The following is a 16,221-nucleotide window of genomic DNA, read 5'->3' as shown; positions in this document are numbered from 1 at the left end:
CAATGCTTCTCATCGGCAACTAGATGGGGGGAGCGCCGTTTCCCTTTTGAGGGTACTGCCCACAATCGAGGCTCGACCGAACGACTGACAGAGCCGATACCAGTGCATCTCAGAACGGCCCAGCACATAGGCAATCCCCTCATACGACAGGCCATGCTTTCTTAAATAGAGCGCTTTGTCGGCCATCTCCGCCGTCTCGCTCATGTACGGCATCACCAAATCGGGACGCAGTTGATAAGCCTCTCCGGTACTCGGCAGCAAAATCCGCCGGGTCTTGAGCTGTTGACGAGAGGACTCGACCCATCCGTGAAAGCGATAGCCTGCCTCAATCCCGTCGGGAAACAGTTCCGGGTGGGATGCGATCTGCTCGTTGAGATACTGGCGAAAGGCTTCCCGGTCTTCTACTAAGACCTCGTAGTCAAGGTCGTCTGCAATGGGCAGACAAATCGTTTTATCGCCTGCTGTGCCACGCTTGCGTCGTTGCTGAGCCATCGGCTTTGGCCTGCTGAACTCTCTGCCTCAATTCTACTCAACACAAACTTGGGTGGAACTAGCAATCCTTGTTTTTCATCAGCCGTAAATGTATCAGAACGTCTTAAAATTTGAGCATAGCCCAAAATTCCATTTAGCGGTGTTCTTAATTCATGACTCATATTTGCTAAGAACTCGCTCTTGGCTTGATTAGCAGCATCAGCCACTTCCTTAGCCTGCTTTAATTCAGCCGTACGTTCTTCAACACGAGCTTCAAGTATTTCATTTGATTTGGCTAGCTTTTCAAATGATGCCTTTAACTGCTGGGCCATTTTGTTGAAGAGAAAAGCCAAACGACCAAGCTCATCTTGACGATCTGTATTGAGATCGATGTCCAAATTTCCACTAGCAACACTTTCAGTTGCTGCCATTAGACTAGCAAGCGGTGTGGAAATTTGGCGTCGCAGAATGAAGAAAATAACTATGACTTCAATCAATAACGAAAAGAAACCGAGGAGTAAAACTAGGCGTGCTGTTATGAATGCCTGTTGCTGAACTAAAGCCTTTGGAAAAACCGTCACGAGATACCAATCGGGGCCTTCAATTGAAGTAACAGCTAAGTATTCATCATGTTCAACGTGATCTAAGATGATTTGACCATCTGACTTTTGAGTTACAAGTTCAAAGATTTGGCGAAGCCGAGGATCGTCAGACTGAGAGATATTAAATTTACCTCGGCTCTGTTGAATTTCATCCATTAATTCGGGGTGGGCCACCAAACGACCATCTGCCCGAAAGATCATGTTGTAAGTTCCCTCTAGGGTTTCATTAATCGTTCGATCTTGCAGTTCAGTGATTAGAATATCGTGCCCAATCGTGGCGATATGCTGACTATTCACATCAACTGGAGTTACACAGGATGCCATCCAAGCACGTGCAACTTGGTCATAGTAAATACCTGTCCATACTGTCTCGCGAGTTGGGTTATGTTCCTTGTCCGTGATATAGAATGACTCATCATCCGTAACTCTAAATGCAGGATCAGATGGCGCATTTTGAACCCAGGGATAGGTTGGCATGTAGATTGCAATTCCATTCTCTGGAATCTGCATATAGGTATTGACAAACCGGTTTCGCCAAGCTGGCCCATAGGCTTCTAGAACATTGAAGTATGAGATAACTCGGTGCTGCATATTTTGGTCAACGTTAACGTTGGCACCTAAGAAAATACCAGGGGTTTCTTCGACGTTAAAGAATTCTTCTCGATTGCGAAATGTACCGTCTGCCTGTCTTTCAAAAAGCTGGTTAAATGCAGATATGCTACTGGCGCGATCGCGATTTTGTTCAAGCTCGGTGAGTAAAGCCTCTTTGAGCAAAATATGGTTATCTTCTGCTAGTTGAAAAACGGCTCGTTCCCGTTCTGCTCGGAGCTGAGCATACTTTTCAACTTGAGCTAAGGTTTCATCTGTGATCCTTGAAACAAGTTGCCGATAGGCGATGCCCGTAGAAGCAACGATCACAACACTGATACTGATAGCGGTCGTAACCAGAGTCTTTCGAGTGATGGATCCTTTATATTGCTGGGCATTATGGATTCCGTCCCAATTCTCTTTTGAAAAGCCGATTTTTTTCATGGTTACGCCACAAACTCGGTAAGTTATTTTCAACTTTTATTCGTATGAAGCTTCAGTTGATACCTTGCATGGGCTTGAGCCACTGCATCAACTGGCTCTCTTGCTCACCTTCAAAGTACCCAAGTTGACTTTTGAAATAACATTGCGCAGAGAAAATTATTTGGCCGCATATAAATATCGGTAAATATTGGAATGAAATACCCCGCCGCAAGCGGACGGGGTATCAGAATCAAAAAAGAGCAAGTTGATTATCCCGATGCAATTTGAGGTAATCTTTGCCTTGGGCTTGAACATATTTGGCGATCATTCCTTCATCCCCGTGGCGGCCTACTGTACTCGCAAAATATCCATCACTCCAAAACTCGCCTCCCCAAAGTTTCTGCTTCACTTGAGGGCATCGTTTGAAGACTTCTCGTGCAGTTAAACTTTTCAGCATCGTTACCAGTTTGGTCACACTATAGGTCGGCACGGACTGCACTAGAAAATGGACATGGTCTTTGTCCACTCCAATTTCGACAAACTTCACCTCGTAGCGTTTCTCGATTTCGAGGCAGACCTCTCGCAGAACCGCATCTACTTGCTCATCAAACACAACCCGTCGATACTTTGCTGGAAACACTAAGTGGTATAGCAAAACTGTTACGTTATGACTCTTGTGGATGTACTCACTCATTCTTAGATCTTACGCCGCAGAGCGGCGGGGAATGGACCCCAAGAGATTCAAAAGTGTTTGGAAAAAGGTTTACTGACTGCTGTGATGTCTCAGTAAGTAAAGCTTTAGCTTGTTGCATTGAAGAAAGCTCAAGCCATGAGTTGGCTAGAAAGCACTGGCTTGGGGAGGAAACGACACTGACTCAAGTAAGAAATATATAAATCGAGTGAATCTATGGCTGATGGAGGATACTCAATCGCATAGCGAGTTAATTGACTAAGCTGCCTCAATTGATCAAACTCAAGGGCTCCTAACAGCTTTTGTACAAAGCCTTGGTAAGTGAGAAGTGAAACCAAAGGAGCCAATACGTTACTATCGGGGTCTTTTATAGAAGTGGTTTGAGCAATCTGCTTCAGAAGGAGGCTGTACCAAGCCTCATAGGGTAGGGTTTGCAAAGAATATCCAGCTTGTCTCAACCGGTTTATAGATTGGCTCCAGGACAACGAATCAGGATTAACGACCAGAAATGCTTGTCCCTGCGGGAGGGTGTGGCAAGATAGCCGCACGATGGTGCGACTGACGAAATCAACCGGCGACAGGTTTAAACTTGCTTCAATCTGGGGAGCAGCTCCGGCTTGCAGGCAGCCCTTGAGTAGCTTTGCGACGAAGTCACTGGTCTGACAGATCCCCGTTTGTTGAGAACCAATGATATTTCCAGGTCGATAAATCGCAACCGGTAAACCGCGATCGCGCGCTGCCATGACGAGACGTTCTGCCGCATACTTCGTTTGAGCATAGCCGCTATACAGAGCCTTAGCTGGCCCAATGGGGGTAAGTTCACAAACTGGATGCAGACCTACTCGGGCAGCAGTAGAAAACACATCGGTCGTAGAGACATAGTGAACGGGCTTAGGATGGCTTTGACTGGCTAGTCTCAAAACTTCCTGCGTTCCTTTAACATTGGTAGGCTCCAGAGTGGCGTAGGGATAAACCATGTTGACCCAAGCACCGCAGTGATAAATGGCATCAATTTTTTCGCTCAGCCGCTGAAACAGAGCAGGCTCAATTCCGAGTTCTGGCTTACTCAAGTCTCCCAGTACCGGAATAATGCGATAGTCAAAGGCTTCTTCCCACAGGTAATAACGCTGAAGCACCTGTTGCAATCGGGCTCGGCCCTCTTCCAAACTATCGGCTCGCACCAAACAATAAACATCGGCATGGGTCTGTTCAAGCAGCTCATGCAGAATAAAACCACCTAGGAAACCAGTTGCACCTGTTAAAAAGAAGTTCATAACGGGTGCAGTTAACTGATGCTGAGGTTGAACCCTTGCATCAAGCTGAATACTGGCTTCGATGCTATCAATCGAAGTGAATAATTGCTGGCCTTGCTGAAGATATTCAATCGCTTGGGCTAGTCCTGCAATGGTTGGAGTTTCTAAAAAGACTTCCAACGGAACTTCAACATTTAAAGTTTGCTGGAGTTGCGCCATGAGCTGAACCGAGAGGAGTGAATGCCCACCTAACTCACAGAATCCGTCATGGATGCCAATGTGCTCCACACCCAGTAGCTGAGACCAAATGTACGCCAGTTGAATCTCTAGTGGACGACTGGGAGGAACATAGGTGCCTTCTTCCATACGCGACCATTTTGGAACAGGGAGAGCCCGTCGATCGACCTTGCCATTTAAGGTCAAAGGCATCTCATCCAGCAGCATGAACGCTGACGGGATCATGTAGTTTGGGAGTTTCTGCTGAAGATAGTCTCGTAAGCTTCGAGGTGTGATGCTTGTTAGATGCTCATTTGTCTCTGGTACAATATCTGGTACAACATAGGCAACCAATCGCTTATTCGTGCGGTCTGGTACATCACCTCGGGCCACGACGACAACCTGACGAATGTCGGGATACTCGCTCAGCGCAAACTCAATTTCACCCAGTTCGATCCGAAAACCGCGCACTTTGACTTGATGATCAATTCGCCCTAAGTAGTTGAGTGTGCCGTCGGCAGAGTAAGTCGCTAAATCCCCGGTTTTGTAGAGTCGATCATGGGGTGCTTGCTTATTGTAGGGATTGGGCAAAAATCGTTCAGCGGTTAAATCCGGTCGGTTGAGATATTCCCGGGCAATGCCTGCTCCACTGATATAGATTTCGCCTTCCGCTCCTTCCTGCACCAGGTTGAGGCGGCTGTCTAACAGATAAATTTGGGTATTGCTGATCGGACGGCCAATTGAGGGCGAAGTTGTTGCGCCTTTTTGGACTAGGGCGACAGTAGAGTAGGTGGTATCTTCGGACGGCCCATATAGGTTATAAACTTGCTGAACGTGGTCAAGCTGATAAAGCTGCTGGGCTAGCGTATTTTGTAGTGGTTCGCCCGCAAGATTAATGGTTTTAACAGAAGTTGGAATACCGTCAATCCTCAACAGTTCTGCGATCGCAGATGGCACTGTATTAATTAACGTCACCTGATTCGCAGCCGGTAGACGGGGCAACTGGAGAGCATCCTTGGCTAAAATCACCGTGCCGCCACAGCTCAACGTAACGAACAGTTCAAAAATCGACAAATCAAAGCAGAGTGACGTTGCGGCCAGTACGCCAGCCAACTGTTCAGAAGTATAGAGTTCTCGTGCCCAGTCAATCAGTGCGATCGCATTGCGGTGTTCAATCGCGACACCTTTGGGTCGGCCAGTTGACCCAGAGGTGTAAATCACGTAAGCCAGGTTGTGAGGGTTCACGCCCTGAGCCGGATTTTGCCAAGTGTCTGGATTTTGGATCGAAAACTGCTCCAGCGTTGACTGCTCGGTATCTAGATAGATAGCTTTGGCCTGATACTCCGGTAGACACGGTTGCAGGCTCACTTGAGTAATGACCAAAGGAAGCTGAGTATCTTCAATAATGAAAGCGAGGCGATCGGAAGGATAGGTGGGATCCAAAGGTACATAAGCCCCTCCAGCCTTAAGAATCGCCAACAGCGCCACCACCATATCAAGCGATCGCTCTAAACAAACTCCTACAAAACATTCTGGTTGAACACCTGAATGAATTAAATAGTGGGCTAACTGATTGGCCCGCTGATTAAGTTCTGCATAGGTTAAGCTCGTTTGTTGCCAAATGATTGCTTTAGCCTGCGGTGTTTGGCGCGCTTGGTGTTCAATCGCTTCATGAATAGTGGTGTGACTGAAAGAGTGGCCTAACATCATTCTACGTAATTACTCTTATGCAAACGACTTTAATCTCGTATACCGAATCACTGACAGTCGGCTGATAGTCAGTTGAAATGAGCAGATGCAGGCGATTTAATTCGGTAAAACTAGCGTTCTCAATTATTATTCCCAAGGGCAATAATTACTATCATTGATCCCGCTTCGTATAATCCGCTACATTGACAAAAAGGTAATACTCAAAATTCATACTGCGAAACTGTTTGTAAAGTGACAGATAAGCAGCGCTCCAAAATCAAACCAACAGAAAACCAATAGAAAATTTTCAACTGTTGAATTTCAAATGTTGAAACATCAGATTGTATAAACCCCAACAGGGTTGAAAAGTAGAGCTTTCCCTTAGGGAAAGCTCTACTTTTCAACCTGGATTTGGTTTAAATACTGCAATCAAAATGGCGGCGCTATATTTCTCCCTTTTGAAGCCATCAAGTTGACTTGACCTATCACACTGGGATGATGTAGGGGCAATGTATCCACGCTGTAATAGAGAAGCAGTATCTTATTTAAGACAAAGTTATGACCTGGTTACAGCGCGCCTATGTGCAACAAGTTGGGGAATTGACGCAGCCGACCCACGATTTCGATGCGGAATCACGCATGCAGCCGGGCTTTGGGCAGGACTACAATGCTCAGCTCCGGGAAGATGCGGGGACTCACATGCCACCACCACCGCCGGAGTTCATGGGCCTGAATGGGGAATATGATCCTAGTGGATTGGCCAAGCGAGCCGCGATCGCACTTGAAGATGATCCAGTTGCGTCTGACCTAGAGCAACTGCGGCTAATTCAATTCGGCGATTCCGTCATTTTTGAAGGACAGGTTCCCAGCAGAATCGAACTGGATCACGTTATAGATGTTGTTCGCCAGGTCGATGGGACAAAACATATCGAAACTGATCGCGTCAGCATCGAGAAAGAATAGACAATCTAGGCTTGAGCAAGCTGGTGAACGAAGGATGATATCGTTTGCACAAATTCAACTGGCCGCTCATAAGGCAGCACATTGCGCCCTGACATAAATCGTCCTTCTACATGGGGTAAATGCTTGAGATAATCCGTCATTCGATCTTGCGGCGATTCGTTTTTACCCGAGCGACTAATACTAGAGGCTGTTTCACCAAAGACAACTAGCGTTGGCTGCGGAATCCGCTGCATCGCTTCCGTGTAGTCTCGCCGCCAAAAGCCTGCTAGGAAGGAAAAGACAGCATGACGGCTGGCTGGGTCGGTAGCACCCGCTTGCAGCATGTTGAGCCACTCAGCATCGACATCGGCGGCATCATCAAAAAGCTGCTTAATTGAAAAGGAGCGCAAAAACTCTTCGCGGCGGGCATAGCGATAGAACGCCTGACCCAGGGGAGAATCGAATAGACTCCACAGCAGGCGATTTTGCCATGTGGGTGAGGGAGTAGTCATGATTGACCAGGCCGGAGGGCCAGCCAGAATTAAGCCTTGGATAAGTTCTAGGCTGTTGGATCGCTGAGTCAGCGCGATCGCAACTGGAAACAGCGCCCCTTGGGAAATCAAAATAACGGGGCGGCGAATCACCGTTTGAATAAAGTACTCTAGCTGTTCGGCCCAATCGGCTGGAGAGTAAGCCACATGGGGCATGTCACTCTCACCATTGCCCAATAGATCAAGATTGTAGAGAGGGATCGTTTCTCCGGCGTCAAACCAAGCCTCGGCAAACCGATGCCAAAATTGGCGCGACAAACCAACGCCGATAGGGTGAAGTAGTAAAATAGCGGGCTGATGGGACTCCGACGCCTCGGGAGTACTGAGGCTATTTAAATTTGAAGTGCGATCGCAGGTCAGAACACTGTAGGCACAACGATATCCGCGCCAGTCGTAATATTGCGTCGCAGCCTGCGCTGGGTTGTTTACACCTGTAGCAGCAGATGGCGTAGGCGTAGTCGGATCAGACGACATGATATCTCCCTCAAATTGCGCCGTTTCGATCAATATTAAACATTTTGATCTGGGTGGTGCAGGTGTGATTACAATTTACAATCCCTGGCTATGCCTCTTGTGGCGATAGAAGTTCTGCTGGCAAAAGCCGCTTTATCTCCTACTTGATCCGCTGATTAGGGTTTAGTCATACGGTTTATGACCCACGCTGCGGCTAAGCAATAGCTACACCTTAAGAAATAAATAAAAGACAACCGTGGAAGATGGTCATGCTGGATCGAACACTGATAAGTACCGTAATCCCGCCGAATTCGGGCCTTTTATAGCCTATCGGTCGAAATCAGCGTATGCTTAGCAATAGTTGACATTTGTAAAGAAGCCAGAAAGGATTGATACAATCGTCCGGTTCTATAATTGGTGCTTACTCTGACAGGGTTCTACCCCTCTGGGAAATAAGGGGCATTCTATAGCAAGCTGCTTTGTAGCATGTGCCTTTGGATAAGTGGTGTGCCAGTTAAAAATCTGTAGGATCACCCTGATCCAAGCGGGATATCATCCGATACGTTAGAGCAGAATACCGAGCGATCTCATTACATTGAAACGATTTGGATTTCATGAAACACAGAGCTTGGCGATTGAGGAACTAGGTGAGAGGAGTGAGCTGTGCAAGTTGTTAAAGAATACGTCCAAAAGTGGTATCAAAGTGGCCTTGATCCGGACGAATACATTTGTCATGCCAAACATGGCAACATCGTCGATATTGAGGAATCTGCCACTGGCATCCGGCGTCGCGTGCTGACCTTCTGCACCAACGATGTCCTCGGGTTAGTTCAAGACAAATCCGTTCAGCAAGCTGCAATTGATTCGATTCAGCACTACGGGACATCCAATAGCTCTTGCTCTGTCTTGAGCGGTCGCATCGATCTCCATCGCCAACTCGAAGATGAAATTTCGGACTTTAAGCATTTACCGCACACGCAGCTATTTTTGAATGCGTGGATGGCGCTACAGGCGCTGATGGATGCCTATTGTCATTTAGCCATTCCCGTGCCGGGATTTCAGCACACCCGCGAAACGCTGATTTTGACGGATGTGCTCAACCACGGTTGCATTATTTCCGCTGTTACAAACGCAGGTACACGCTCTGGCAAGCTATTTGGCCATAGCCCACGGGTACGGGTGCGGGCCTACCGCCACTGCGATATGGAAGATTTGGCCCGCAAGCTGAAGCGTTATGCTCGACCAGGCGATCGCATTTTGGTGATTTCTGACGCTGTGTTCTCAATGGATGGGGACGTTGTGCCCCTGCCGGAGATGATTGATATCCTCTCGGCCTATGAGGATACAACTTTAGTGATGGATGAAGCCCATGCTAGTGGAGCCATTGGTGCAACTGGACGCGGTGTTTATGAGCACTTTGGCATCACGCCTCAATATGCGCTAGATCGCGGCGTTGAGCCAATCATCATGACCACATTCTCGAAGTTTGCCGCGTCTGCTGGGGCTGCGATTAGTTCCGCTACCGCTGAGCTAAAGCCGCTATTGAACGTATCGCCTACGTCGATTGGCACGATTTCTCTCGCGCCACCGCTAACGGCAGCCGCCCTCCAGAGCATTCGCCGCGTGCGTCAGTCCCCGGAACTGGTGCAGCGCCTGCAGGAAAATACTCGCTATCTGCGATCGCAGCTTGCGGCCAATGATTTCGAAGTCATTGGTGAAACCAATGTGTTACCCATTCTGCTACCTGTGGATATTAATCCCAAGGTTTTTGCTCGCCAGCTAATGGACACGCACGGCATCTGGGTTTCTCCCATCTGGTTCATTGCCAAGCCCCGCATCCGCGTGACTGCGAATGCGCTCCACACCCGCGAGGAAATGGATCGCCTCGTCCAGGGTATGGTCGCCACCCGCGAAGCAATGTACAAGTCTACGATTAGCGCTTAATCGCTGAGTAATAACAACAAGCCGTCGCCTGGTAGCCAGGCGACGGCTTGTTGTTATTTATTTACTGGACTCTGCTGCATTTCTGCATAGGCAGCATAGACACCCCGAACGTTGTACCAGTTGAGAAATACCCGTGCTAGTTCTAGGGCAAGCTGAGGCCGACCACTATTAATCAGCCATTGCAAAAGTGGGGCCATTGTCCGTTCATTTAGCCGTCCACCGAGCGAGAGCAACCCCCACAGCACTCGATGCAGCCAAGTCATTTGAATCATCATGCGGACGTTCCAGGTGGGGTGCTTTTGATAGAACAAAACGCCCATCCGACCGCGCTGAATTTCCTTATCAATCAAATTAGGAATATCCGCTAGCTTAAACGGGGAATGCCAGTGATAGCCAACAGCGGCAGGGCACTTGATCAGCTTTAGCCCCAGCTTTTTCAGCCGCACGCCCAGCTCCAGATCTTCCCAGCCATAGAGCTGAAATCCGGTATCAAACAGTCCCGCTTCCTCTAGCCAGTGTTTTGCGATCGCAACATTACCCGTCGCAAAGTAGGCGGCTGAAAAGTCAGTCACCTTGTAGGGTTCAGCGGTCGGACTGTCAAAATTGCAGGTATTGATCACTGCGCCATAGGTGAAACAGCGATCGCAACCGAGTTGAGCGTACCCCTGCTGGAGTGCATCGGCATGGGACTGCAAAAAGCATTCGGTTACAACTAAATCACTGTCGATAAAGATAATCGTGTCACCCTGAGCCGCTTCAACCCCTAAATTGCGAGCCGCAGACGGGCCAAGGTGTTCCTGCTGAAACAGGCGCACATGGGGAAACTCCGATGCGGATTCCGTCAGCCACGCCACCGTTCCGTCCGTTGACCCATCATCGACCACGATAATTTCGTACTCTGCGATCGCGCTATTGGCGGGGATCTCCTGCTGCTCCATCGCCCTTAAGCACTTTTCCAGAATTGGCTTGCGGTTATAGGTGGGAATGACAACGCTGAAAAATAAGGACTTCATGGGCAAATCGAAACACTCTGAGATGGTTGCTAATGACCGATGTATTTAGGCTGATAACGAAAATGCATTAAAGCCTGAGTTTAGCGTATCAGGATTGAATCGAGTGTCGTAGCCGTGCGTAGGATGATTTGGCAATTGTGCCACTGGTGGCGCGCCTAGGTGGCTGCCTATCCCCTAAATTTTCTTGCAATTTCCTGATGCGAAGAGTCGAATCGCGTAGCGTTAGAATACTCAGCTGATCTTTCGTGGTTTCCTGGTTATGACGACTGCTCCTGTCTCACCACTTGTTTCGCTGCTGATTACGAATCGCAACCGCGATCGCTACTTGGCAACGGCAATTAAAAGTGTGTTAGCTCAGACGTTTACGGATTTTGAGCTGATTATTTGGGACGATGGCTCAACCGATCGCTCCGTCGAGATTGCCCAGCAGTTTGCAGCACAGGATCAGCGAATTCGGGTAATCGCCGCACCACACCAGGGTATTCCTCGCTCCCGCACGGCTGCGATCGCACAGTTAACTGGACGCTACCTCGGCTGGGTAGACAGCGACGACATCCTGGCACCGACCGCATTGGCCGAAACGGTAGCCGTCCTAGAATCCCATCCCCGCGTCGGCATGGTCTACACCGACCATTTAGTGATGGACGCCGAGAGTCAAGTGACCGGGCTCGGCTCTCGCTGCCAGATTCCCTATTCGCGAGAAGCCCTGCTGCACAAGTTCATCACCTTCCACTTCCGGCTGCTGCGCCGCTCGGTGTATGACCAAATTGGCGGCATTAATCTCGCCTTTCCCTACGCCTATGACTACGATCTTTGCTTAAGGCTGTCGGAAGTGACGGATGTTTATCCGCTGAAAAAGCCGCTCTATTTCTATCGGTATTACGTGGCCAATAATTCTCACCGCAAAGCCGCAGAGCAAACCCACTGGGCCTTTTGTGCGGTGGAACAAGCGCTGAATCGACGACAGCGGCTCATCGTTGATCGGGTTAATCAACCTGCTAGAGTACGCCGCCGTGCATTACCCGTTGCGGCTTCGGCTGTAGCTGCGATCGCACTTCCTTGGCTCGGCTGGGCAACCCCAACCTGGGGCAATACGCTCAATCCAGTGGAACTAACTTCTGACACCGACCTCATCGCACAGTCCATCACGCCCGCTGCTGATGGTACGGGCACGATCGTTTCGCCCAGTGGCAGTCAGTATCAAATTACGGGCGGCTCATCTTCCAGCGATGGCGCTAACCTGTTCCACAGCTTTGATCGGTTTGGCCTAGAGTCCAACGAAAGCGCGAACTTCATTGCTCCACCCGAAACGATGAACGTTTTGGGCCGAATTATGGGCGGCGATGCGTCGGTGATCAATGGTTTGCTTCAGCTTACGGGTAGCAACGCCAATTTGTATTTGATTAATCCCAGCGGCATTTTATTTGGAGCCAATGCAAGGCTCGATTTGCCTAGTTCGCTAACTGTCTCCACCGCAGATGGCCTACGGTTTGGCAACGGCTGGTGGAATGCGATTGGCACCAATGACTACAGCAGCTTGGTGGGTGAACCGAATGGCTATCGTTTTACAGTGGCAGAACCAGGTGCGATCGCAAATCTCGGCAATTTAACGGTAACGAATGGCTCACTAACGCTTCTCGGTGGTTCTGTCGTCAGCACCGGAAAGCTATCAGCCCCCAATGGAGCGCTAACCGTTGCCGCCGTACCGGGTGAAAGCCTAGTCCAAATTAGCCAGCCCGGAAACTTACTCAGTTTAGAAGTTCAGCCTCTCACCAGTTCTCCCAGCGCAGATAATACCTGGACGTTACCCGTTCTCTCCCTGCCAGAGTTGCTAACTGGACAGTTTGCGGATGCCGATCAGATTCAAATCACCAGCGAGGGTCAAGTTGTCCTGGCCGCTAGTGGCTCCTCAGTTAATGCAGGTGATGTGATGGTGCAATCGGCCAACAGCGATCGCGCCTTGTTCTCTGCCCAACAAAGCCTATTTTTGCCGGAAAGTACCGTTGTTACGACAGGCGATCTGACGCTGCAAGCTGGCGATACGGTACAGATTCGCGATACGGTAGACAATCCGGTTTTACTCTCGGCAGGCAATGACTTAACCGTTCAGGGCAATCAGCAAATCGATATTTTTGCCCTTAATCATGACCAAAGTGGCCTCGTTGCAGGTAATGATTTAACTTTGCGATCGGCCAATACCGTTGGTGGCGACGCTCATTACTGGTCAGGCGGCAACTTCCAAATTGAAACGCTAGATGGCAGCGAGGGCAGTTGGTTCAGCCCCTATGATCCGGTTGTTCGCTCGGCAGGTAACGTCTCGTTTGATAGCTACACTGGAGCTTCCCTGCATATCTTTGCGGGTGGAAGCGTCACAGTTACAGGCAACATCACCATTAATGCACCGGATGCAGTCGATTCAATTACTGAAAACAATATTGGCTTGTCCAACGGCACGGCAATTAACATTGATGGTGCCAGTGTGCCAACGCTGGATATTCGGGCTGGTACAACAGCAATAGGAGGTGCGCCCCTTATTCCACCACCCGGTTCCGGCTTTACGCCTGGGAATCCTGTCCTAACCGCTGCACCAACAGCAGCCAACATCACGATTGGCGGCAATATTCAGGTTGCTCCGTTTAGCCCCAATAATCTCACTGAGGTTTTCTTAACGACTCAATATGCCCCCAATGCCGTCGCTGGCGGTAATATCACCATTGGCGGCACCATCGATACATCATCGCCGTTTGGTGGATATGGTGGTGATGTGGTGGTCGATGCGCGCGGAAATGTAGACATCGGCGGCACCATTCTCACTGGTACCGATTCGGAGTTTGGGCCAGATACCAGCGGTGATGTTACGATTCTGGCCCCAAGCGGCGCAATCGAAGTGGCTGCCATTGATACTTCTTCCTTAAATGCCTATGGCGGCGAAGGTGGAGACGTAACCCTACAGGCCAGTGGTGACATCACGGCGAATGGAGCAATCACAACACTGGTGGTCTCAGATCCTCAAATCGACTTTGGCATTTTTTCCCAGGGTGGAGAGATTCAAATTATTTCATCGGCGGGTTCGGTTACGGTTGGTGACTTGGATACATCCGCTGAAATGAATCCTGGTTTTGTACCAGGTGTTGAGTCTACTTTGAATGCGATCGCAGGTGACATAACTGTCCAAGCCGGACAAAGTATTACAGCAGCCAACATTGTCGCAACCGCTCTCACTCCAGCGTCAACGGCAGAAGCCGGAGCCGTTCAACTCATTGCTGGCGCAACGCCGGGGCAAAGCAACATTCAATTTACTCGGATTGATACCAGCGCAACCTCTCTTGCTGGCCCTGGCATCGCCAATAACGTTACCGTTACCGCAAGTGACGGCACGGTACAAGGGACAGGGCAAGATCTGCTAGGCAGAACGATTAATGCTGAAGGTTCAACAGCAGGCGGCACTGTTACCATTACCCATGACGGTGGCCCGGATAACGTGCCGTTTACAGTCGGTGATGCGTCAACCAATGGAACCGCAGGTGATATCGTCACCAATGCAGATGCGATCGCACCTCTAGCCACATTCCCAAATGCGGGAACAGAAACGGCTACCAATGGCACCATCAGCATCACATTTAATAACATTGCTCCCAATCTCAGTACAACAACAAATAGTCTGTCCTCGCCAACCAATGCCCCTATCTTGTTCACGATTGCGAGTTTTACTCCCGCTACTGGCGACAGCAACGCCGACAACTTGACATATCAGATTGACAGCATTTTGGACGGTGAACTCTTCCGAGCGGATGGTGTTACGCCCGTGCTAGCAGGTGATACAGTCACCGAGAGCGAAACGCTAATCTATGTGCCTGCTGGGACAGCCACAACGGCGATTGATGCATTCACGCTGGTTGTGAATGATGGTTTAGCAGATTCGGCAGCTGTTAACATCACCTTCCAAACTGGAGAAATACCCGAACCAAACCCGACCCCAAACCCAAACCCGAACCCTGAACCGAAACCCGAACCCGAAGACATCACGTTTCAAGATCCGGTGTGTCCACCATTCTGCGGAGGGGAACCGCCCTTAGATGTCGATGAAAATCCTTCGGGAGGCGAGGTACTACCGCCGATTACCATTGATGAAGCTCAAGCAGTCTTACAGGATATCGCCGACAAAACGGGCATCGAGCCCGCGCTGATCTATGTCAACTATTTGCCCGCAACCTTAGCAGTCAATCCAGGATTTTCGGAGTTGGAAGCAACCGCTTCTCAGGAAATTGCCAACTATTTGAATCGTTCAGACCAGTCTCGCGGCATTGCATTCGATCTGGCACCTCAGCCTACCGATGAACTCGAACTGCTGTTGGTGACTGCCAATCAGCCTCCCGTGCGCCGTCGGGTTCCAGGCATCACGCGTCAACAGGTAGAAGCCGCAGCCGTTGATTTACAAACTCAACTGACCGATCCACGCCTCATTCAATCCACGGCTTATCGTCAGTCTGCTCAGCAGCTTTATCAGTGGATCATCGGCACACTGCAAGCTGATTTGGTCGCTCAGGAAGTTGAAAATATTGCCTTCATCATGCCCTCCAAGTTGCGATCGCTACCCGTCGCAGCCCTATATGATGGTCAGCAATTTTTGATTGAGCAGTACAGTTTAGGGCTAATGCCGAGCCTGAATCTCATCGACACACGCTATGAAGATGTGCGTAACAGTCAAGTATTGGCAATGGGCACTGATAAATTCAAGGATTTACCGGCTTTGCCTGCTGTCCCCGTTGAACTCGCGGCCATCGGCGACACGTGGACAGGTGAAACGCTAGTAGACGAGGCGTTCACCATCGATAACTTGAAAAAGGAACGGCAAATAACGCCATTTGGCATTATTCACATTGCCAGTCACGCCGAATTTCTGCCTGGTGATCCCAGCAATTCGTTTATTCAGTTTAATGACCAGCGGCTCAAACTCAGTGAACTCCGAGAACTGGGCTTAAATGAGCCACCCGTTGAACTCTTGGTGCTCAGCGCTTGTCGCACGGCTATTGGCAATGAAGATGCTGAACTGGGTTTTGCAGGGCTAGCGCTCCAGGCGGGAGTCAAATCGGCCCTTGCTAGCCTTTGGTACGTCAGCGACGAGGGAACACTGGCTTTAATGACAGAGTTTTACAATCAGCTGCAAACCTCACCCATCAAAGCAGAAGCGCTCCGCCAAACCCAGATCGCGATGCTGCAAGGCCAAGTGCAGATAGACGAGAGGACAATTGAGGAAGCCCAGGAATTCGGCTTTTCGCCACCGCTCGATAGGCAGGAGGGTCAAGAGAGTGTCGGTAATTCCGATTTATCGCATCCGTTTTACTGGTCAGCCTTTACCTTGGTGGGTAGCCCTTGGTAGCAACA

At 49.6% G+C, this 16,221-nt stretch carries 9 protein-coding genes; 3 read left to right on the top strand and 6 right to left on the bottom strand.

Annotated elements, in window-relative coordinates; translation table 11 throughout:
* Nucleotides 1–9 precede the first annotated feature (9 nt).
* From AC286M_RS12150 to AC286M_RS12135, 4 genes are all read right to left on the bottom strand, one after another.
* Entirely contained in the window at nt 10–492 is a 483-nt protein-coding gene (locus AC286M_RS12150; RefSeq protein ID WP_488203899.1) for a hypothetical protein, read from the bottom strand.
* Nucleotides 405–2,105, bottom strand: a complete 1,701-nt coding sequence (locus tag AC286M_RS12145; RefSeq protein ID WP_488204649.1) for a histidine kinase dimerization/phospho-acceptor domain-containing protein — start codon at nt 2,103–2,105, stop codon at nt 405–407. The genes AC286M_RS12150 and AC286M_RS12145 overlap by 88 nt, the downstream gene beginning before the upstream one ends.
* Before the next feature lie 229 nt (nt 2,106–2,334).
* Nucleotides 2,335–2,778 (bottom strand): IS200/IS605 family transposase, encoded by a 444-nt coding sequence (gene tnpA, locus AC286M_RS12140; RefSeq protein WP_488202591.1) that lies wholly within the window; start codon nt 2,776–2,778, stop codon nt 2,335–2,337.
* 128 nt (nt 2,779–2,906) lie between these two features.
* Nucleotides 2,907–5,954, bottom strand: a complete 3,048-nt coding sequence (locus AC286M_RS12135) for an amino acid adenylation domain-containing protein (protein WP_488204648.1) — start codon at nt 5,952–5,954, stop codon at nt 2,907–2,909.
* 537 nt (nt 5,955–6,491) lie between these two features.
* Between AC286M_RS12135 and AC286M_RS12130 the strand changes: the two genes are divergently transcribed.
* The gene (locus AC286M_RS12130; RefSeq protein WP_488204647.1) at nt 6,492–6,896 is read left to right on the top strand and encodes a hypothetical protein; all 405 of its coding nucleotides are present in this window, start codon (nt 6,492–6,494) and stop codon (nt 6,894–6,896) included.
* 5 nt (nt 6,897–6,901) lie between these two features.
* On the opposite strand, the gene AC286M_RS12125 is transcribed toward AC286M_RS12130, so the two are convergent.
* Nucleotides 6,902–7,900 (bottom strand): alpha/beta fold hydrolase, encoded by a 999-nt coding sequence (locus AC286M_RS12125; protein ID WP_488204646.1) that lies wholly within the window; start codon nt 7,898–7,900, stop codon nt 6,902–6,904.
* Nucleotides 7,901–8,542: 642 nt separating this feature from the next.
* Between AC286M_RS12125 and AC286M_RS12120 the strand changes: the two genes are divergently transcribed.
* Nucleotides 8,543–9,823: an aminotransferase class I/II-fold pyridoxal phosphate-dependent enzyme gene (locus AC286M_RS12120; RefSeq protein ID WP_488204645.1), complete on the top strand. Its 1,281-nt coding sequence runs from the start codon at nt 8,543–8,545 to the stop codon at nt 9,821–9,823.
* 53 nt (nt 9,824–9,876) lie between these two features.
* Here AC286M_RS12120 and AC286M_RS12115 read toward each other — a convergent pair whose 3' ends face one another.
* Complete coding sequence (locus tag AC286M_RS12115; RefSeq protein WP_488204644.1) at nt 9,877–10,836, bottom strand: glycosyltransferase family 2 protein; 960 nt, start codon at nt 10,834–10,836, stop codon at nt 9,877–9,879.
* 259 nt (nt 10,837–11,095) lie between these two features.
* On the opposite strand from AC286M_RS12115, the gene AC286M_RS12110 reads away from it, so the two are divergent.
* Nucleotides 11,096–16,216 carry a CHAT domain-containing protein gene (locus tag AC286M_RS12110; RefSeq protein ID WP_488204643.1) on the top strand — a complete coding sequence of 1,707 codons (5,121 nt, stop codon included), beginning with the start codon at nt 11,096–11,098 and terminating at the stop codon, nt 16,214–16,216.
* Nucleotides 16,217–16,221: the final 5 nt, after the last annotated feature.

This window comes from Thainema salinarum CENA647, from assembly GCF_057732415.1.
This window is presented reverse-complemented; position numbering and strand designations above follow the sequence as displayed.

Bases quoted from the DNA above. Each gene is read 5' to 3' on its own strand.
- AC286M_RS12150 (WP_488203899.1), bottom strand. From the start codon at position 492: ATGGCTCAGCAACGACGCAAGCGTGGCACAGCAGGCGATAAAACGATT.
- AC286M_RS12145 (WP_488204649.1), bottom strand. From the start codon at position 2,105: ATGAAAAAAATCGGCTTTTCAAAAGAGAATTGGGACGGAATCCATAAT.
- tnpA (WP_488202591.1), bottom strand. From the start codon at position 2,778: ATGAGTGAGTACATCCACAAGAGTCATAACGTAACAGTTTTGCTATAC.
- AC286M_RS12135 (WP_488204648.1), bottom strand. From the start codon at position 5,954: ATGATGTTAGGCCACTCTTTCAGTCACACCACTATTCATGAAGCGATT.
- AC286M_RS12130 (WP_488204647.1), top strand. From the start codon at position 6,492: ATGACCTGGTTACAGCGCGCCTATGTGCAACAAGTTGGGGAATTGACG.
- AC286M_RS12125 (WP_488204646.1), bottom strand. From the start codon at position 7,900: ATGTCGTCTGATCCGACTACGCCTACGCCATCTGCTGCTACAGGTGTA.
- AC286M_RS12115 (WP_488204644.1), bottom strand. From the start codon at position 10,836: ATGAAGTCCTTATTTTTCAGCGTTGTCATTCCCACCTATAACCGCAAG.
- AC286M_RS12110 (WP_488204643.1), top strand. From the start codon at position 11,096: ATGACGACTGCTCCTGTCTCACCACTTGTTTCGCTGCTGATTACGAAT.